At 31.1% G+C, this 19,566-nt stretch carries 13 protein-coding genes; 3 read left to right on the top strand and 10 right to left on the bottom strand.

Annotated elements, in window-relative coordinates; translation table 11 throughout:
* Positions 1–82 precede the first annotated feature (82 nt).
* Positions 83–2,173, top strand: coding sequence for a DUF3857 domain-containing transglutaminase family protein (locus tag ABD939_RS09445; protein WP_345167565.1), 2,091 nt, complete (start codon positions 83–85; stop codon positions 2,171–2,173).
* Between the two features lie 93 nt (positions 2,174–2,266).
* On the opposite strand, the gene ABD939_RS09440 is transcribed toward ABD939_RS09445, so the two are convergent.
* The 3 genes from ABD939_RS09440 to ABD939_RS09430 form a co-directional block, all read right to left on the bottom strand.
* A complete protein-coding gene (locus ABD939_RS09440; RefSeq protein ID WP_345167562.1) occupies positions 2,267–2,896 on the bottom strand; it encodes a dioxygenase family protein in 630 nt (209 codons plus the stop codon).
* A 165-nt stretch (positions 2,897–3,061) separates the two neighbouring features.
* Positions 3,062–5,848, bottom strand: coding sequence for an alpha/beta hydrolase family protein (locus tag ABD939_RS09435; RefSeq protein ID WP_345167559.1), 2,787 nt, complete (start codon positions 5,846–5,848; stop codon positions 3,062–3,064).
* A gap of 60 nt (positions 5,849–5,908) precedes the next feature.
* Entirely contained in the window at positions 5,909–6,457 is a 549-nt protein-coding gene (locus ABD939_RS09430; protein ID WP_345167557.1) for a DUF4251 domain-containing protein, read from the bottom strand.
* A 233-nt stretch (positions 6,458–6,690) separates the two neighbouring features.
* On the opposite strand from ABD939_RS09430, the gene ABD939_RS09425 reads away from it, so the two are divergent.
* Together ABD939_RS09425 and ABD939_RS09420 are read left to right on the top strand one after the other, a co-directional pair.
* Entirely contained in the window at positions 6,691–7,884 is a 1,194-nt protein-coding gene (locus ABD939_RS09425; protein ID WP_345167555.1) for a pyridoxal phosphate-dependent aminotransferase, read from the top strand.
* Positions 7,884–8,996: an AEC family transporter gene (locus tag ABD939_RS09420; RefSeq protein ID WP_345167552.1), complete on the top strand. Its 1,113-nt coding sequence runs from the start codon at positions 7,884–7,886 to the stop codon at positions 8,994–8,996. Before ABD939_RS09425 ends, ABD939_RS09420 begins: the two co-directional genes overlap by 1 nt.
* Here ABD939_RS09420 and ABD939_RS09415 read toward each other — a convergent pair whose 3' ends face one another.
* From ABD939_RS09415 to ABD939_RS09385, 7 genes are all read right to left on the bottom strand, one after another.
* On the bottom strand, positions 8,997–11,501 hold the full coding sequence (locus ABD939_RS09415; protein ID WP_345167549.1) for a TonB-dependent receptor domain-containing protein: 2,505 nt from the start codon (positions 11,499–11,501) through the stop codon (positions 8,997–8,999). It lies immediately after the preceding gene.
* A gap of 18 nt (positions 11,502–11,519) precedes the next feature.
* Positions 11,520–12,524, bottom strand: coding sequence for a glycosyltransferase family 9 protein (locus ABD939_RS09410; protein WP_345167545.1), 1,005 nt, complete (start codon positions 12,522–12,524; stop codon positions 11,520–11,522).
* A 132-nt stretch (positions 12,525–12,656) separates the two neighbouring features.
* The gene (locus ABD939_RS09405) at positions 12,657–13,967 is read right to left on the bottom strand and encodes an MFS transporter (RefSeq protein WP_345167542.1); all 1,311 of its coding nucleotides are present in this window, start codon (positions 13,965–13,967) and stop codon (positions 12,657–12,659) included.
* Positions 13,968–13,976: 9 nt separating this feature from the next.
* Positions 13,977–14,783 (bottom strand): DMT family transporter, encoded by an 807-nt coding sequence (locus tag ABD939_RS09400; RefSeq protein WP_345168477.1) that lies wholly within the window; start codon positions 14,781–14,783, stop codon positions 13,977–13,979.
* A gap of 16 nt (positions 14,784–14,799) precedes the next feature.
* Entirely contained in the window at positions 14,800–15,714 is a 915-nt protein-coding gene (locus tag ABD939_RS09395) for an EamA family transporter (RefSeq protein ID WP_345167539.1), read from the bottom strand.
* A 34-nt stretch (positions 15,715–15,748) separates the two neighbouring features.
* Positions 15,749–16,204 carry a cold-shock protein gene (locus ABD939_RS09390; RefSeq protein WP_345167536.1) on the bottom strand — a complete coding sequence of 152 codons (456 nt, stop codon included), beginning with the start codon at positions 16,202–16,204 and terminating at the stop codon, positions 15,749–15,751.
* Positions 16,205–16,291: 87 nt separating this feature from the next.
* Positions 16,292–19,555: a WD40/YVTN/BNR-like repeat-containing protein gene (locus ABD939_RS09385; RefSeq protein WP_345167533.1), complete on the bottom strand. Its 3,264-nt coding sequence runs from the start codon at positions 19,553–19,555 to the stop codon at positions 16,292–16,294.
* Positions 19,556–19,566 lie beyond the last annotated feature (11 nt).

Raw genomic sequence — 19,566 nt, 5'->3', positions numbered from 1 at the left:
TGTAAGTTTTTTTCCTGTATTGTATCCAGAAATTTTGGATATCCGTATTTTTTTTTAGTTATTCCATTTTTATTCAATTAATATGATTATCAAAACTACCAACCTCTACTTTATTTCTTTAATTTTCCTTTTTAGTTTCTGCCTTTGTAAAGCTCAAATTAAAACTACCAATACACCACAATGGGTTGTAAATCAATCTTATGATAAAAATCCAGATATTGACTTAAACGAAATCTCATACGGTTTGCTCGTATTACTTAGTGATGAACAAGTCCATATTCCAAAAAAAGAACGTTATCTGCGTTTTGTACGTAAAATAACTGATAATGTTGGTGTACAAGATGGCTCGTCAATATCTATTAATTACGATCCTACTTATCAGCAGCTTTTTTTACATAAAATACAGGTAATACGTAATGGTAAAACTATTAATAAACTAAATGTTAATGATTTTCAGACTATACGCCAGGAGTCTAATGCTGAGAGTTATATTTACGACGGAAGTCTTAATGCATTAACTAATTTATCAGATATTCGTAATGGTGATATTTTAGACGTAAGTTACACTATTAAAGGTTTTAACCCCATCCAAGGCAATCATTTTTCTGGAGGTACTACGCTAAATGATTTTCAACCTGTTGGTAAAATTAATTATGCTCTAATATCAAATAAGAAGCTTATTTACAAATCTCTAAATTCTGATATAGAACCCAAAATAGGAAAATACAATGGTTATACAACTTACAATTGGCAGACAACTTTAGCAAAAGCTCCAGAATTTGAAGAAAATACTCCCAGTTGGTATCTGCCCTATCAAAACCTATTTGTTAGCGATTTTGAAACTTGGGATGAAGTTGTTAAATGGGCTTTAAACATCTATCAAGATGATGTAAAACCATCAACATCTCTAAAAGCAAAAATTGAGCAAATAAAGAATAGTACTGAATATGAAGGCGAACGTATTTCGGCTACTTTAAAATTTGTACAAGATGATATTAGGTATCTTGGTTTAGAGTCTGGTATTGGTGCCTATAAACCCTTTTCTCCAAATAAAGTACTTGAACAACGCTTTGGAGATTGCAAAGACAAAAGTTGGCTTATGGTTACTATGTTGCGTAATATGGGCATTAAGGCTTACCCAGTACTTATAAATACTATTTATGGTGAATCACTTCACCAGTTTTTACCATCACCAAAAGTATTTGACCATGTTGTTGTAAAAGTTATTGATAGCACTGATACTAATTTGTTTTATGACCCAACTAATAGTAATCAATTTGGAAATTATAAATCTGTTTCTTTTCCAAATTATGGTAAAGCTCTAGTAATAAAAGAAGGAGTTACTTCTTTAGAACAAATCACCTCTAAAAGTGAAGATTTAGTAGAAGTCTTTGATACATTTGATTTGCCTACTGTTGGAGGCCCGGGTACACTAAATATTATGACGGTTTATCGTGAAGCGGAAGCAGATATTATGAGAGCGCGATATAAATCTAGCAGTTTATCTTCATTAAGTAGAGATTTTAAAAGTTATTATGACAACCTTTATGATGGTGTTGAAGTTTTAAAAGACCCCGTTTTTGATGACGATAGTCTAGCTAATAAAATACTTGTTGAAGAATCTTATAAAATTGATAAGATATGGAAACCAATGGTTGGAAACGATAAAAACATTGCTGTTGAATTTCTACCATACAGTATTTTAGACATTTTTGTTTCACCTGCTGAAAAAGAGAGAGAAACGCCGTTTGCGCTATATTATCCAACACATAAAAAGCATCAAATTACGGTAAAGTTGCCAAGACGATGGCCTGTACCAAAAGATAACTATAGTGTAAATTCTAAAAGTTTTGATTTTTCCTTAAAGTCTAAAACAAACTCTGGACAGGATATTCTTTATATTAATTACGAATATAAGAATAAGAGTAACTATGTAAACCCTGAAGATTTTGATGATTACTATGCCAAAATTAAGGAGGTAGAACAAATTATATCCTACTATATTTATATACCAAAATCTGAAGCAAAAAGTGGTGATTTTGATACCGCTGGTTTAAATCATAACCTGGCTTCTAATATTACCAAAATATTTTATTGGATAATAGGTATTATGGCACTCATAGTAATTGGTTTGGTAGTTTTTGTTATCAGAAGTAATAAAAAGAGAAACTAGGTTTTTTATAAATTACTCATCTTACATATACAATAAAAAAAATGGATTACCGAGAAAGGTAATCCATTAATTAACAAGGGTAAGGAAATTAATCTATTGGAAAATTTTTAAGTCTTCATTTAGTTTAATGTTTTTAGTAGCTATTAAAATATCACCCTCTTTTTCTAATTTTAGCATGCTCTGCACAGCTTTAGCTCTACAAGCAAGTGTTAACTCGGGAATTAATGGATCATCGTTAAAAAAGAATGAGTTAATCTCATATTCTGGCTTACCAGGTTCTTTTATAACACGATGTATTTGTTTAAGTTCTTTTGAACGCTCATATTTACCAGGCATAAACGTATAAAAAGTATATCGTCCATCGGCATCAGTTTTTATCCAACCTCTATGGTTTACATAACGCTTACGTTTATCATCTTTTCTTAAATCGTAATCTCCGTTTTCATCAGGCTGACAAACATAAAGAATAACGTCTTTGGCAGGAGTAACACCATCAGCTTTATATATAATACCTGTAATTTTTAATTTATTTGGTTTAGAATCAAAATCTGGAATAGTATCTGTATTGTTTAATACTTTTTCTGAATAGTCATAAATAGGGCTACGTTTTTTGTATTTAACAGGTACTTCTCTTAAAGCACTTCTATAATCTTCTTGAGCGTTAACACTAGAAGAAAAACTAATGAAATAAAAAACACATAGGATAGTAATTAGATTTTTCATGGGGGCTGTTTTTTTTAATCTTTTCAAAATTAGTCAACTAGCCTAAGTTTGGAATAAAAAAATCGTTTGAACTATAATATTTCCCGATGAATAGATGAAATGCAATATATTTTTCTTATTAGGAAATATTATAATTATACCATATGGTTATCTTAATTGAAGACTTTAATCTTTTAATTCATAACCTTGATTTACACCTTTTTCAATAGCAGGAACACCTCTATCCATCCATATTGGCATAGGTTTGCCTTTTAAATAATAGTCAAAAAACTGTGACATTCTAAGCGTGAAGTCTTTTCTATTCTGATATTTTAAAGGCCAATGTGGTTCGCCATTATAATTTAAAAACCATGATGGTTTTGACAAACGACGCAAACTAACAAAAAACTCGATACCTTGATACCATGGTACATGACCATCGGCATCATTGTGCATTATAAGTAATGGTGTATTAATTTTATCAATATTGAAAATAGGCGAATTTTCTATGTAGCGCATTGGGTATTCCCAAGGGGTGCCTCCTATCCTACTTTGTGTATGTTCGTACTGAAATTGTCTGCTTAAACCTGTCCACCATCTTATACCTCCATATGCACTAATCATATTTGGTACTGGTGCACCAGACTCTGCAGCTTTAAAAATATCTGTTTTAGTAACTAGATATGCTATTTGATAACCTCCCCAACTATGCCCTTGTACACCAATATTATCTTCATCAACAAAACCTTTTTCAATTAAAGCATTAACTCCTGCTATAACACAGTTAAAAGCACTTTCTCCTGGATAACCTTCACGATAAACAACATCAGGATTAAAAATAATATAACCTTGATTTGCATAATAACTATAACTAATTGTTGATCTAACATATGATGGCGGTCTATGACGATGTAATCCATCAGAGCTTCTTTCATAAAAATTAACAATCATTGGATATTTTTTGTTTGGATCGAAATTTTCAGGTTTTACGAGCATACCAGTAAGAGGAATTCCATCCAACGAAGTCCAATTTACCAATTCATTATTTCCCCATAAATAATCGTTTTGTTGTGGGTTAGCATCACTTAAAAGTGTTTCGTTTTTAAATTTTAAGTCTGTAACTCTTAAATCAGGGAATTCGGTAAAGGACTCTTTTGTAAAGATTAATTTATTTGATAATTGAGCCTTATTAGGTCTTGAATATCTATGTGGACTAAACTTGAGTTGTTTAATACTGTTATTTTTTGGGTTTAATTCTGAAAAACCTGAAGACTTGGTATTCTCATCAAAAACAGATATCAACCAATTAGATTTTGAATTAATATAATCTGCTTCATCATCTAACTCTACATAACGATAAACTATTTTTTCGTCACGCCCATTAGTTAAATTAGTAGCTGCTCCTGTATCTGGATTAAACTTCCAAATATCGAAGCGGTCATATATTAAAATATGTTCATCATCTTCTGTCCAACCTGCTAAACCATAACTTCTTGGGTAATTGGGTGTATCTTGCAATTCGTTATAAAACCCTTTTCCTTTTGTTAATGCTTTATAATGGTCTGTTTTTGTATTGTATGTAAACCAAGTGCTATCAATCTCGTTATAGCCAAATAAATATTTTGCTTTAGGGCTTAAAGATGCTCTAGATATGCCTTTTAAAACCGTTTTTCTGCTTCCAGTATCTGTGTTAATAATGGCGTAATCTCTTAATCTTCTTCCAGTCCATTGGCTTTCAAGTTCGTATGGTGTTGTTGTGTTTGCAAGAGCTAAATTTGAATTTCCCTTATCTGTTAATGAAACATTTGGAAAATATTTTTCACCTATTTGAATAATTTTATCAGATTTGTAGTTGTAAACAGCCTGATAAGATTTAACAGTATCATTTTTAACTTGAAGTTCTTGAACGGTATACAATCTCGGTTCGTTGTATGTCCAAACTTCAACATTTACAATTTCGTCTTTAAGTAATGTGGTGTCTTTTATTACTGGTGGAACACGTAAACCAAAATATAACTTAGATTCATCTTTTGAAAAGGAAACATCGCCATTTGAAGATACTAAATATCCTTCTGGAGCACTTGAGTTATCAATAAGTTTCTTTGCAATAGCACTTCCCTCCTGCCACGTATAAACTACATTTGGACGAATTTGAATTTTTGTAGTATCTGCATCTGCAACAAACGCAAATTTATTTCCAGACTCACTAAAACCCATTTTTGAATATTTGGTTTTTGGAGTATTATGAATGTTAGTTAATTCTTCTTTGTTAAAATCTAAGACAAAAACTCCAGCATTTTTATCTTCAATATCACCAGTGGTTGTAAAGGCAATTTTTTCACCAACTTTTGCAAAAGTATAATTTGTTACATATTTAAAAGTATCGTGAGCTGTGGTTGATAAATCGTGCACTACCAAATGATAACCATTTTTTTTACCAACCTTTTTTGTTTTTTTCTTTTTATCTTTTTCTTTTGTTGAGCTACTATCACTTTCTGTTTTCTTATCTTCTTTTTTAACATCTTCTAATAAATACGCCAAATATCCGGACCATTTTTCTGGCATTTTATAAGATTTAACGTTTGCTATTTTAGTTAATTCCTTGGTTTTTATATTGTAAATGGCAAGCGTATCTTTTGGCATTTTAGATTTTTTTACTTTTCTACGCTGCATATCCTTGATACTATCTTTCCAAGGTTTTATTGTAAAGGTTAAGAAATTTGAATCGTATGAAAACTTACCTTGGCTAGCTCTTTCATGCTCAAGAACAGTATCTCCATTACTGGTTTTAAGAATTAAATGGCTATCAGAATTGTCTAATTGTAAATCATAAACAACGTGATTTCCATTATGTGAAATAGATTCATTTTCAATGGTTTTCCATGATTGAATATCGGAATGTGTAAGTGTTTTTTTTTGTGAAAATGATAAAAGTGAAAGGCAAATAAACAATGAGGGTAAAAATATTTTCATGGAAGATTAATTTTGAATTTTAATATTGTAAGTTTTATTTTTTATTAATAATAGGAACATTTATTGCGAGGTCTCAGATATAATATTGCCAGAATACCGAATAGGAAAACGTGAGGAACTATTTATAATTATTTCGCTTCTTAAATTTGGGAAAATTATTATTGAAGTATTAAATGCTTCTTGTTTGTTTCTTGATTGAAATGATAGTGTATAACTTTCGTTTTTATTTTTTTCAACTTTGTAATCATTTAATAATCCATTTAACTGAATAGCAGAATCGTTATTGTTGTAGCTTACACCCATTTGCCTTTCTCCAAAATATGGGAGATAAGAACTAATACTGTCTCCTGAAATAGTTAAATAGTTAGAATTACCTATTAAATTTACGGATGTTGCATTACTACCTATTTGCATAAAAGCAGAGTTAAGCACTTGCTGCATAGCATTAGTAACTTGGGGATGAGCCCAAGTTGATTCAATAGTAAACTTTTTATTATCAATTAGTTTAGCTAAATCTTCAATTTGTTTTGGTGATGCCTTAGATTTTGATGATGCGCATGAAAATAAAACCAAAAACAACAAAATAAGAATATAATAAGCCTGTTTCATCTCTCTAAAAATAGATATGTATAAAATTACAAAACCATTTTTGCTATTCCTAGAATATTTATGTTAATAATTTGAACTAAAATGTTAAAGTATTATATTATATTCACTTAATTTTCAATTATACCTAATAATATTCATCAAAAAATGAAATTTAGCTATAATAATTTAAATTAAAGCTGTAAATTAGTAGCATTGATTAACATAACTAATCTACCCAACCAAAAAAAATGAAAATGAAAACATCTCAAATTAGTAGACGAAATTGGCTAAAAAAAGGGGCATTAACAATGGCCGGTATAGCAATGATGCCACAAGATATATGGGCAAAAACTGTTGAGCAAGCGCAATTAGAAAAACGTCCTTTTTTATTTAACACAAAAAATACTTTTAATGAGTATACACCTCCACTTTTTAAAGAATCCAAGCCTCTTAAAGCTATTTTAAGAGCTAACGAAAACCCTTATGGTCCGCCACCATTAGCTGCAAAAGCATTTCAAGATGAAGTTTTTTCGGGAAATAGATATGCTTGGAGTACGTTAAATAATTTGATTGATATTATTTCTAAGAAAGAAAATGTGAAACCAGAGCAAATTATTATGGCACCAGGTTCTTCAGATATTTTAGAAAAAGTAGCTATGGTATTTTTTCAAAAAGGTGGTGATGTCATAAGCGCAGATCCAAGCTATATGTCTTTAATGAATGTTTCAAAGTCTGTTGGTGGAGAATGGAAGGCATATAAACTATTAAGCGATTCTCAGCATGATCTTGATGCTATGGAGGCTGCTATTGATGAAAACACTAAGCTTATTTATATCTGCAACCCCAATAACCCAACAGGCTCTATTACTGATGCTAAAAAACTTAAATCTTTTTGCAGTAGGGTTTCAGAAAAAGTGCCAGTATTTATTGATGAGGCTTACATTGAGCTTTCTAATAATGGTATTAAAGATAGTATGGTTAGCTTAATTAGTGAGGGCAAAAATGTGATGGTTGCTCGTACATTTTCTAAAATTCATGGTATGGCAGGATTGCGAATTGGGTATTTACTCGGTAAAGAGGAAACTCTAAAGCGTATTAATGATGTTACTCGTGGTGGTATGGGAATAACAGGGCCATCAATTATGGCAGCAACTACTAGTCTTAAAGGAGAAGAGTTTTTAAACATGTCGAAAACCAAAATAGCTGAAGCCAGAGCTTATACCAAGGCTTATTTAGATACAAAAGGTTACAGCTCGTTACCTTCTCAAACTAACTTTATGATTTTTGAAATTCCAATGGATGGAAATGCATTTTTAGAAAAAATTTATAACAAACAAGTTGGTGTAAGAGCTTTTAAATTTTGGGATAAAAATTGGTGTAGAGTAAGCATGGGAACCATGGAAGAAATGAAACTATTTACTGCAGCTATGGATGAAATTTTTGCTTAATGAGTGACGGTCTTGTAAAAGCATTTTCTTTTATATTATTTATTATTATTGGTATTTTACTTAAACGCAAATTCACTTCTAAAGATGAAGTGAATGGTTTAAAGAAAATTATATTACTCCTTGCTTTACCAGCAACTATTTTTATAGCGCTTTTAAAAATAAAGATAGATTATAACCTCTTTCTTTTACCATTATTAGCATTAGGGCTTAATGTGTTTTTATATGTTATTACACCAACGCTTTTATTAATTCTAGGAGTAACTGACAAACCTACAGTGAATACTGCAAAGCTATTAATTCCATCTTTAGCACCTGGCTTATCATGTTTTCCTTTTATATTAGAATTTTTAGGTGATAATTACTTAGCGAAAGCAGCCATGGCTGATCTTGGAAACAAATTTTTTGTACTATTTATTTTATATTTAATAGCCATCAAATGGTATTATATAAATCAGTCTATTACCCAACAACCTATTGGTGAAAAAATAAAAAATTTAGCAAAAACTATGTTGTTTGAGCCTGTGAATTTATTTATCATAGTGGCCCTAATTTTAGTTTTTTTTGGTGTAAACAATAGTAATCTACCAATTTTTATACAAGAAATTTTAAATAGACTAAGCTATATTATGTCTCCTTTAGTACTTATATTCATTGGCTTATCCGTTAAAATTGAAAAGAAACAGTTTACTCAAATATTTTCGATACTTATGCTAAGAGCATCATTAATTATTTTCACTCTAGCTTGTTTGATTAATATTTTTGGTGTTGAAATAAAAAGTGATATTTTATTCTATATCACTTTCGGCCTTAGTGCTTGTAGTTTTTGGCCATTTGCTCATATGTGCAGTATTGAGTCTAAAGAAATTGAAGTCTCAGAAAATAAAAAAACATTCAATATCGATTTTGCTTTGTCAATTCTTGCTTTATCGCTACCCATATCTGTAATTCTTATTTTAAGTATTTTAACAGCTGGAGAAACTTTTTCAAATTTCAATAACCTTTTATTATTGGCATTATCTCTGTTTGGTCTAGGTGTTATGATACCACTTCAAAAATGGCTTAAAAATGGCGCTCAAATTAAAGACCGATTTAAAAAGATTGAAGAATCTTAATTAAAATTCTCGCTTTCCAAATTCACTATCTATGAATTTAGATTTGTTTTTAGCTTTGTTGAAAGTATAAGATAGGTTAAGTATAATCATATCAACTTCATAAACGTAATTTGTTGTAGTGAAAAATTCGTTAGGATTAGATGTTGTAATCCTTTGTTCATTTGTATTAAGCATGCCCATATCTATATTTTGCCATTGCAATGTGGCAACTAATTTATCATCTGAAAAGGATTTTCTAAATGTTAAGTTTGGCGAATAGAATCTGGAATCTTCGCCTAAAGCAGTATTTCTATCTGACAAATAATTAAACGTAAATTGCAACGATGCATTATCCAAAAAGTTGTAGGTTGAATTTAAATTAATAGAATAAATAGTAGATTCACTATCGATATTATAACGTCTTTCAATACCATCTCGATGCCTAAAATTTAAAACACCATCTATGGCATAATTGTAAATATTTGCACCAATAAAGTTTGTCCAATTTTTAGAAGGTTTTACAGTAGCACCAATTTCTAAACCAATAGCATTACTTTTTCCAACATTGGAATATACTCGATTTATAATACTATCTATAACAGCACCATTTGGCTGATAAGCTAATGTATTTACTCGATTTATAACGTTTTCAGTATGCCTTAAATACGCTGTTGCAAAAACAGAATTACCTCCTTTTATCTTTTTAGTAATACCAAGTTCTACCAAATCTATAAATTCGGGACGCAATGTGTTGTCTCCTTGCTCGAAAACTTCAGAATGCTCTCTTTCAGCAAAACTATTCATCTTAAATGTTGTGGTACGCTCAACACGTTTGCTATATGCCGCTTTTAAATTGGTTTTATTATTTACTGCATATTGTACTGATGCAGATGGAAAGAGTTTAACAAAATCGTAATTAAAAACGTTTGTAGTAGTTTCACTCGCTAAGGCTTCCGTATAGGTTCTTTCCATGGATTCTAAACGTATTCCTGCATTGTAATCCCATTTGTTTTTTGCACCACTTAGCTGTGCATAACCCGAGTGAATGGTTCTTTTTAACTCAATACTACTGGAAAATTCTGGAACCAAATTTCCATCACGCTCATATACAAAATCGCCCTCATGATCTAAATCTCTGAATTGATAACCAGTTTCAATGGTTCCAAACGGAAATGGTTTCCATTTATAATCAATATTAATTCGTGTTCCGTAAAGCGGATTGTCATTTGTATTGAATTCACGTTGGTAAACAATACTCTCGTCTGGAAAGCCTAAATTATCGTTTTCTGTTGGTCCGCCTAGAAAAGTATATTCATATAAGAAAGATGTTGATAATTTAGAAGTGTCATTAAACGTATGCGAATAATCAAAACTTCCTAATGCAAAATCTCCTTTTCTTATTCTTAGGTTATGATTAAAATAAGTAAATTCATAAAGTCTGTTATCACTATCAATTGGTGACACTGCAAAATTGTTATAAACAATATCTGCTAATCTGTCTTTTGTTCTTTTTCCAGCGAAAAACCCAAGTGAATAAGTATCTTTATTATTGGGGGTGAAATCAAGATTAAAGCGTCCATTATACGTTATTTCATCAAAACTACGCTCACCATCAGAAGGTAAAAAAGTAGTTCTGTTTTCTGCATTATTTATTATAAACATATCTCCTTCTCGCCTACCCGTTTTATCATTTCGCTGATAACTTGCACCTACAGAAACATTCCATTTATCGCTTCGTTTGTTAACAGTCGCATCAATTCCATAACGTTGTGCTACTACTTGAGTATCGTAAGGTTCTATTGAAGGAAACCCACCACGTAAGTTAACTTGAGCATAAGTTCCATTTATAGCTCCTTTTTTTGTAATGATATTTAAAATACCACCAGTACCCTCAGGATCGTATTTTGCTGAAGGTGCTGTAATAAGTTCTACAGTTTGTAGGGCATTTGCTGGAAGTTGAGATAATATACTAGTTACGTCGCCTTGCGTTGGTTTTCCGTTTATTAGAACAGCAAATCCTTGGCTACCTCGAACGCTAATTCCACCTTGCCCATCTACAGTTACAGATGGCAAATTACGAATAACATCAATCGCATTACCACCTTGACTATTTTGGAATTTCTTACTATCAAAAACCTGACGGTCTATTTTATGAATAACATCAGAACGTTCTGCGTTAATTGTAACTTCATTTAATTGGCTACCTATTTGCAAAGCTATATCGCCAATTTGAACTGTTTCGTTTCTACTAGTAACTTTAATATCAGAAATCGTATTGGTAGAATAACCTATAAATGATATTTCTAAGTAATATTTGCCACTCGTAATGTTATCTATTGAAAATACACCATTTACATCAGTAATAACTCCAGTTACTAAGCTGTTATCTTTTTGTTTATATAAAGCAACTGTAGCATACTCGATTACAGATTTGTCATCATTATCTAATACTCGCCCACTAATCTGAGCATGAATATTAAAAGAAGTAAAAATAAGAAGGGCTAAAAAAACTATTTTTTTTATCATGTACTTTACCTCAGTAGTTTAATTTAAAATTATATCTAATTGCTTAAACCAATCATCAATATTTGAATTATTTGTATTGATAGCTAAACTACCATTTCCGTAGGGTGCATAAACGCTTTCGTTAGTTACCGAGAAAAACCCAACTGTTGGCGTTAATGAAGCACTAGCTAAATGCATAACGCCGTTATCAGCGGCAATAAAAACTACCGTGTTCTTTATAATTGCTGCCATTTCTCGAATGTCTTTACTGTAAAAATTAGGTGCTTGAAAATTAATTTTTGATATGTTTTCAATAGGTAACATTTCAATGACATTATAATTAGGGTAAGTCGCTATTAAACGATTGTAAAAGGTTATCCACCAGTCTTCAGAATAACATTTATTTCCTGTGGCATTGGTATAAATACAAATTGTTTTTTTATCGTTTTTAGTAATATTATCTAATATGCCTTTTCCCGTTAAAACTTCATCATTGCTAAGCTTAATATCTAAAACCGGTAGCTCTTTATCAACATTCGAAATACCTAAGCTTTTCAGATAATAACGAAGGTTATAAATTGGGTATTTAGAAATGTGTTTGTAATCTGCATAGTCATTTTCTATAGCTTCATATGCTTCACCAAAAATTTTAAAATTAGATTTTGATAATTGTGTAAGCAAACGCCCTGAAGATGAGTTTTTATCACCATTAATCACTAAATCGTATTGCTTCTTTTTTATAGAAATCCAACCTTTTACGTATTTAAACAAATTGTTGAATGGCTTTCTTGGAAGCGGGATTATTTTATTAACGCTTTCATAATTTTCAAAAACAGGAAATGCTACACCACCTTTTACAAATAAATCAACTTCACAATTAGGGAAAGTATTAATAACCTCTTGGACTATTGGTGTTAAAAGTAATTGGTTTCCTAGTCTGTGGTTAGGTCTTATAATTAAAACCTTTTTTATTTCTTCTAGTTTTAAATCCCCTTTTTTGGGTTCTGAATAAGCACTACCAATGTTTTTGGTAATGCTTTGCATAAGTTTTCTCCTAAATTTATTAATGCGTGTTTTAAATGTCATATTCATTAAAACTAGTTGATTTTGGTAACCAAAAGTACAAAGATACTGTATGGTAGACAAGTATAAAATATTGTAAAAATAGCCTTAATCTTATTCATCACTAGGGTTTTTTAATTTAATAAAACCAATACCTAAAATAATTAGAAAACCTAAATTAATATAGCTGATATAACCGTAAGAGCCTAGTTTAGAAAAACAATAACTAAAAATAGTTGGTGCAATAGCACTAGCAATAATTAAGAAACTCATAACTTTTCCTGTTATGGCACCTAGATAAGTTCTACCATAATATCGTGGCCAAGTAACAGCGTTAACAACTGCAAATAGACCTCCTAAAACTCCTAAACCAGAAATTAATAAATACACGCCAACAGGTTTTTCTAAAAGTAACAATCCAAATGAAGCTACAAATCCACTAGCAATCATTATTAGTACATATATTTTATGTTTAATATAATCACTTAAAATATTACATAAAGTAGATACACATATGGCAATTATTGATATGGGTAAAAATATAGCTATCGCTTCAGATTTTAAATAACCTTGACTTTCAAAAATTGAAACCACATGAAATGTAAATCCTGTTATAAAGAAACTATTAAAAGCTAACATAAGACCAATTATCCAAAAAGCTCTGGTTTTTTTCGCTTCTTCTAAAGTTAGACTAAAATCTGATGGATTGATATTATTTTCCTTTTCAGACGAAATAAATCCATCAGGATGCATTCCAAAATCTTCTGGTTTATTTCTGTAAAATTGTAAAATAAAAAAACTGAAAACGAATAAGCATACCGCAAGTATTTGCCAACTTTTATCCCAACCATATGCATCAATTAATTTGCTAAAAAATATTGGTGAAATTGAAAACCCTAGCGAAACACCAATGCTACTTATTGAATTTACTTTACCTCTATTTTTGTCAAACCAAAGCATTATCATGTTTCTTGAAGACATTGTTATTACACCTTGTCCGCTAAATCGGATTAAAAAAAAGCATATGGTAATAACTAAAAAAGGAATAATCCAGGTTTGGGTGTTCAATAACTCTGAAAAGGTATTACTAATATTTACCGAAAACGAAGCTATAATTAGTGATATTCCCAAAAGTAAAGCTGCAAAAAACGCTACATTACGCGCCCCATATTTATCAAACCAAATACCTGCTCTACTTATAAAAAATGAACTAAGAAAAGTACCAATCATATAGGCATTACTAAATTGATTTCTGGTAAGACCTAAGGCATCTTTTACAGGATCTGTAAATACTGAAACACCAACTGTTTGCCCTGGAATACTTGCCAAAACACCAATACTTCCAAAAAATAGAATAAAATAACCGTAGAATATGGGTGATTTTTTAGGATTTACTAATGAATATTTATTTGGGTTGTTAGTCATGAAAAAGCATTATTTTTTATACAATGCATTTAAAACCAGCGCAATAATAATCATTGAAATACCCAATATACTCCAAAGGGTATAAATTTCTCCAAAAAGAAATATTCCAAATAATACTGTAAAAATAACTTCTACATATTTAATGGGAGCGACTTGATTTGTTGACGCTATCTGGAAAGCTTTAGTCATGTAAACTTGTCCGAAATAACCAAATAAGCCTAATGCTGATAGTAATACCCACTCAATCCCTTCAGGGTTTACCCAATTAAAAATTGACATAACACCACCAAATACGGTAGCAATAACCATAAAGTAATTAACTACCACAACAGGGTGCTCACTTTTCCCTATTTTATTGATTATAACATAAACAAAACCGCTAGTAATAGCGGCAAGAAGCACCAGAAGTAAGCCGTATGAATTCAGTTGAGTATCCAATCCTTTAAGAATAAATACACCAGCTAATGCTATTAAAAAAAGCAACCATTGTATAGGTTTTATTCTTTCTCTTAGCAGTAAGACAGCGAATATGGCTGCAAAAACTGGAGCTGTGTAACGCAGCGAAACAGCTGTGCCAACCGATAAATATTTGACCGACATAAAAAATAGTGTCATGGATGTAACACCTACTACACCCCGTAATATTAGCAACTTATTATTAGAGCCAATAATGGGAATTTTATTCTTAATAAGAAATCCGAAAGTAAAAAATAAGGAACTAATTGACCGAAAAAATACAATTTGAAAAGAATCAATATCTGTTAAAAACTTTACTATTGCATTCATACAAGCAAAAGCAAATGTGCTAATAAGCATAAATTTTATTGCGTTCTTAACGTCCAATACTTCTAGGTTTTATTTTTCGCTTAGTGTTAATAAAATATACTCCTGTAAGTAGCACAATAGCAGCAATTATCGATTGTTTGGTAATTTGTTCATTTAATATCCACCACCCTAAAATAAGGGCGATAATTGGGTTAACGTAAGTTGAAGTTGCTACTTTTTCTGGAGAAACTACTTTCAGTAAATAATTGAATGAAGTAAAAGCTATAATACTTCCGAAAATAATTAGAGCTACCATAGACCATTGCACGTCTGCACTCCAAGACGAAGGTAATGACCATGTTTCTCCAAAACATAAACTAGCAATGGCAAGCATAATACCTCCAGCTAACATTTGATACCCGGTATTTACAAAATAATTTGTAGGTAAATTTGCTTTACCAACAAATAAACTCCCATAAGCCCAACTTAACATACAAATAAAAATCATGATCATGCCTTTAATTTGACCTTCCTGACTTATAATTTGTTTTTGACTAACTAATAGGTAAATACCAATAAAACCCAATAAAACTCCAATGTACGACATGGGAGAAATTTTTTTCCCTTGCAAAATTCGCATTAAAATTAAAACAACTAAAGGTTGTGCAGAAATCTCAAGTGCTGTGAAACCACTATCTACATATTTAAGTGCCCAAACAACAACACCATTACCGAAAGTTAAAAACAAAAAACCAGCTATAATTGTATTTTTTAGCTGCTCTTTTGTAATTGATATGTTAACTTTTAAAATTTTTGCAATTATAAAAATGAGAATACCAGCCGATACAAATCGTATTGACGCTAATTTAAAAGGAGGTAATTCCCCGACTGCAATTTTGTTTAGAAGATAGGTTGAACCCCAAATAACGTAAATGGAGAAAAACGCCAATACAATAGAAATTGTTTTTCGATTTACACCCATTTAGTAGTAAATGCAATTTTAAAATAAAATACGGTTATATTTTCTTTACACGAACGGCATTCATGCCTTTTTGTCCGCGTTCTAGTTCGTAAGTAACCTTATCGTTTTCTTCAACTTCGTCAAGAAGACCACTAACATGAACAAAATATTTTTCTTGATTTACGCTATCTATTATAAAACCAAAACCTTTAGAATGATCGAAAAAAGAGACCTTACCTTCTTTTGCAGTTGGCTCTTCTTCTACTCTATCCTCTTTTTTAGGAATTCCTAACTCGATAGTTTCAGCTTCAACTTTTTCTCGCATTGCAGGATCTGGTGGTGTATCAGTTAAATTACCATTAAAATCTACATAAGCAAATTGAATTCCTGATGAACCGCTTGCTTCTTTTTCAGCTTTACGAGCTTCTTTTTTCTTTTGTTTTTCTTCTCTCTTTTTTAAGCGCTTTTTTTCTTTTTCTATTTTATTAAATGTTACTTGTGATTTAGCCATAGTTTACGTGAAGTAGTTTGAAATTAGAGCGTAAAGATACGTTATACAATTCAATTTAATTCCTCAAATTGAATAAATAAAATTATCTTAATCTCTTTGACCTCGCCCTGGAGTGTATGGCAAACCTTGTTTTATTAATTTCGATTCTAATTCTTTGATAGAAATATTATATAATTTTTCTAAATTTTGCTTAGCATCATTTATTTCATTTTTAGAAACATTAAAACTATTTAAATGTGTTTTTGTTGGTTCTGATGTAGAATATTTTTGTTCAGAATAAATAATATTTAACCTTGAAATTGGATTTTGAGGTTGATCAATATCTAGTTTAGTCTTTAAATTATCACCATAAAGAGCCGTTTTTACTTCTTTCAATTTAGCTTCAATATCAAGAATTTCCTTAGAAAATATGCCAATAGGCTGTTCAGCTCGTTTAACAGCTTTTTTAATATACTTAAGTTTATTTTCCATGTCATTAATTAAACTTGCACAAATTCTTGACGTTGCAAATAAATCTGCCATGTTTTTTTGAAAGGATACCTTTGCTCCTCTATCTTTTACAGGCATGCTTGAATTGTTTATAGCCTTGATATTAAACATTACAGAATCGCTTATTTGTTCAGCTTCACCATTTTGTAATTTATACATGGTTACTGAATATTTGCCTGGTTCAACTAAAGTCCCTTGATCTCTTGATGAAAACGGATTATAAAAAGCATTTTTATTGAATTCAATTGGATCCGGCAACGTATATCTTAAATCCCAATGAAACCTATTCAATCCTTTTTTAGGCGTTGTATATTCTTTTTTCACAACAAGCCCTTTGGAATCTTTAATTACAAAAACCAATTGTTGCTTACTTTCATTGCTTTCTGAGTATAATTCCTCATAATTTGGATAGTAAACATCTTTACTCGCTTTTACTAATTTCTTTTCTTTATCTGTACGAATCTCTTTTAAAGATTTATATGTTTTATCATAATAATAAGTTATCATAACTTCAGGTCCCAAATTTGTAGCGCTGTAAAAATTATCACCTTGAAATGCTTTTCCTGGAAGTCCTAATGGTTTTTTCTTCTCCCAAATTAGAGCATCTCTAATTGGATGTATCATTACATTTGTGGCTTCAATGTTACGGAGTGAAGAATAATCATCTAAGATGTAAAACCCTCTCCCAAAAGTTCCTAAAACCAAATCATTTTCTCTTTCCTGTATTGCAATATCTCGAACCGCTATAGTTGGTAGACCATTATCCAATTCTCTCCATCTTTCACCACTATTATTTGAAAAAAATACACCAAATTCAGTTCCGCAAAAAATTAATTCTTTATTAACTGTATCCTCTTCAAATGCATAAACACTGCCTCTTTCAGGAAGGTTATTACTTATTGATTTCCAACTTTTACCTTTATCTGAAGATTTAAATATATAAGGTTTAAAATCTCCATACTTATGGTGATTAAAAGCTACATAAATAACATTTTGATTGTGTCTGGACAGATAAACACTGTTTACATATGATTGTTTTGGCGCTCCTGATATTTGATTTATTTTATTCCAATTAGCACCACCATCTTCAGAAATATGAACCAATCCGTCATCTGTTCCAACTGCTAAAAGGTTTTCATTCAATAGAGATTCAGACATAGCCACAATACTTCCATAGAGCGATGTTGACCTATTTTTAGCAACGGCATCAATACTTACAACTCTATCATAAACTTTTAATTTATTTCGTTCTATATTTCTTGATAAATCATCACTTATAACTTCCCAACTATTTCCATAGTCATCAGATTTAAAAACTTTGTTTGCTGCAAAATATAAACGTCCGGACTTATGTTTACTGGCAATTAATGGAGCATCCCAATTAAACCTGTAAGCATCTTCCCCTTTTCTTTCTTTAGGTTGAATACCTACAGTCTCCCCACTTTTTCTATCATATCTGGCTAAAAAACCATATTGAGACTGCGCATAAACGATATCAGGATTATTAGGGTCTACTTGAGATTCAAATCCATCTCCTCCTTTGGTAATAAACCAATCGCTATTTGTTATACCATGATCTGTAAGAACACGAGAAGGACCACCTAAGCTGAAATTATCTTGAGTGCCGCCATAAACATTGTAAAAAGGATAATCGTTATCAACGGCAACTTTATAAAATTGGGTAACAGGTAGATTTTCTTTAAAATCCCATGTTTTTGCTGCATCAAAAGTTTCATAAATTCCACCATCACAACCAATTAGCCAATGTTTGTTATTATTAGGATTAATCCACATAGAATGGTTATCTACATGTTTGGTATCCTCGCCTACTTTATTAAAAGTTTTCCCACCATCATGACTTACAGACATCCAAGTATCCATAGAATAAATAGTGTGCTCTTGAATTGGGTCTGCAATTATTTCTTGATAATAATTTCCACTGGTGCTATGATTTCCTCGTTTTTGCCAAGATTCACCTCTATTAGTAGATGCAAAAAAACCACTCTTACCATTTGCGGCCTCAACAATAGCATATATAATCTCTGGGTTTGCTGGCGAAATTGCTAGTCCTATTCGCCCTAATTCAGTTTTTGGTAGTCCTTTATTTATTGTTTTCCAAGTTGCACCTCCATCAACAGATTTATGAAGTCCCGATCCTGGACCACCACCCACATAGGTATAAACATGTCGCCTTCTTTGTAAACTCGCAGCATAAAGGACATCTGGGTTTCTAGGGTCCATTACTAAATCTGTTATTCCAGTATGTTCGTCTATTTTTAAAACTTGAGTCCAATTTTGTCCGCCATCTATTGTTTTATATAAACCACGATCACCTCCTTTGCTCCATAAGGGACCAATAGCTGCTACATAAACAATATCTGAATTTTTTGGATGAACTATTATTTTTCCTATATGCTCAGAGTTTTTTAACCCCATATTCTTCCAGCTAGCACCACCGTCAACAGATTTGTATACTCCATCTCCATAAGCAACAGATCGTTGGTTGTTATTTTCTCCACTACCAACCCAAATAATATTCGCATTATTAGGATCCATAGTTATACATCCAATAGAATAAGAACCTTGTTTATCAAATAAGGGAATGTATTCTACTCCTGCGTTAACAGTTTTCCATACACCTCCAGAAGAAGTTGCTATATAATATTCAAAAGGATTATTTGGATTAACAGCTATATCAGAAATCCTTCCAGAAGTTAGTGAAGGACCAATAGAACGCCACTTTAATCCATTAATTTTTATTGAATCAAGAGTATGAGTTTGTTGTTTCTTTGAAGATTGCCCATAGTTTATTTTAAAACTAAAAAGGAGAATTATTAAAGAGAAAGTAATGGTTTTGTGCATTTTGGTTGTAA

The sequence above is a fragment of the Algibacter aquimarinus genome, from assembly GCF_039543265.1.
GTDB lineage: Bacteria > Bacteroidota > Bacteroidia > Flavobacteriales > Flavobacteriaceae > Algibacter_B > Algibacter_B aquimarinus.
This window is presented reverse-complemented; position numbering and strand designations above follow the sequence as displayed.

Excerpts from the sequence above, each read along its gene's own strand:
- ABD939_RS09395 (WP_345167539.1), bottom strand. The coding sequence starts at position 15,714 with ATGGGTGTAAATCGAAAAACAATTTCTATTGTATTGGCGTTTTTCTCC.
- ABD939_RS09410 (WP_345167545.1), bottom strand. The coding sequence starts at position 12,524 with ATGCAAAGCATTACCAAAAACATTGGTAGTGCTTATTCAGAACCCAAA.
- ABD939_RS09385 (WP_345167533.1), bottom strand. The coding sequence starts at position 19,555 with ATGCACAAAACCATTACTTTCTCTTTAATAATTCTCCTTTTTAGTTTT.
- ABD939_RS09435 (WP_345167559.1), bottom strand. The coding sequence starts at position 5,848 with ATGAAAATATTTTTACCCTCATTGTTTATTTGCCTTTCACTTTTATCA.
- ABD939_RS09425 (WP_345167555.1), top strand. The coding sequence starts at position 6,691 with ATGAAAACATCTCAAATTAGTAGACGAAATTGGCTAAAAAAAGGGGCA.
- ABD939_RS09420 (WP_345167552.1), top strand. The coding sequence starts at position 7,884 with ATGAGTGACGGTCTTGTAAAAGCATTTTCTTTTATATTATTTATTATT.
- ABD939_RS09415 (WP_345167549.1), bottom strand. The coding sequence starts at position 11,501 with ATGATAAAAAAAATAGTTTTTTTAGCCCTTCTTATTTTTACTTCTTTT.
- ABD939_RS09445 (WP_345167565.1), top strand. The coding sequence starts at position 83 with ATGATTATCAAAACTACCAACCTCTACTTTATTTCTTTAATTTTCCTT.
- ABD939_RS09405 (WP_345167542.1), bottom strand. The coding sequence starts at position 13,967 with ATGACTAACAACCCAAATAAATATTCATTAGTAAATCCTAAAAAATCA.
- ABD939_RS09400 (WP_345168477.1), bottom strand. The coding sequence starts at position 14,783 with ATGCTTATTAGCACATTTGCTTTTGCTTGTATGAATGCAATAGTAAAG.
- ABD939_RS09440 (WP_345167562.1), bottom strand. The coding sequence starts at position 2,896 with ATGAAAAATCTAATTACTATCCTATGTGTTTTTTATTTCATTAGTTTT.
- ABD939_RS09390 (WP_345167536.1), bottom strand. The coding sequence starts at position 16,204 with ATGGCTAAATCACAAGTAACATTTAATAAAATAGAAAAAGAAAAAAAG.
- ABD939_RS09430 (WP_345167557.1), bottom strand. The coding sequence starts at position 6,457 with ATGAAACAGGCTTATTATATTCTTATTTTGTTGTTTTTGGTTTTATTT.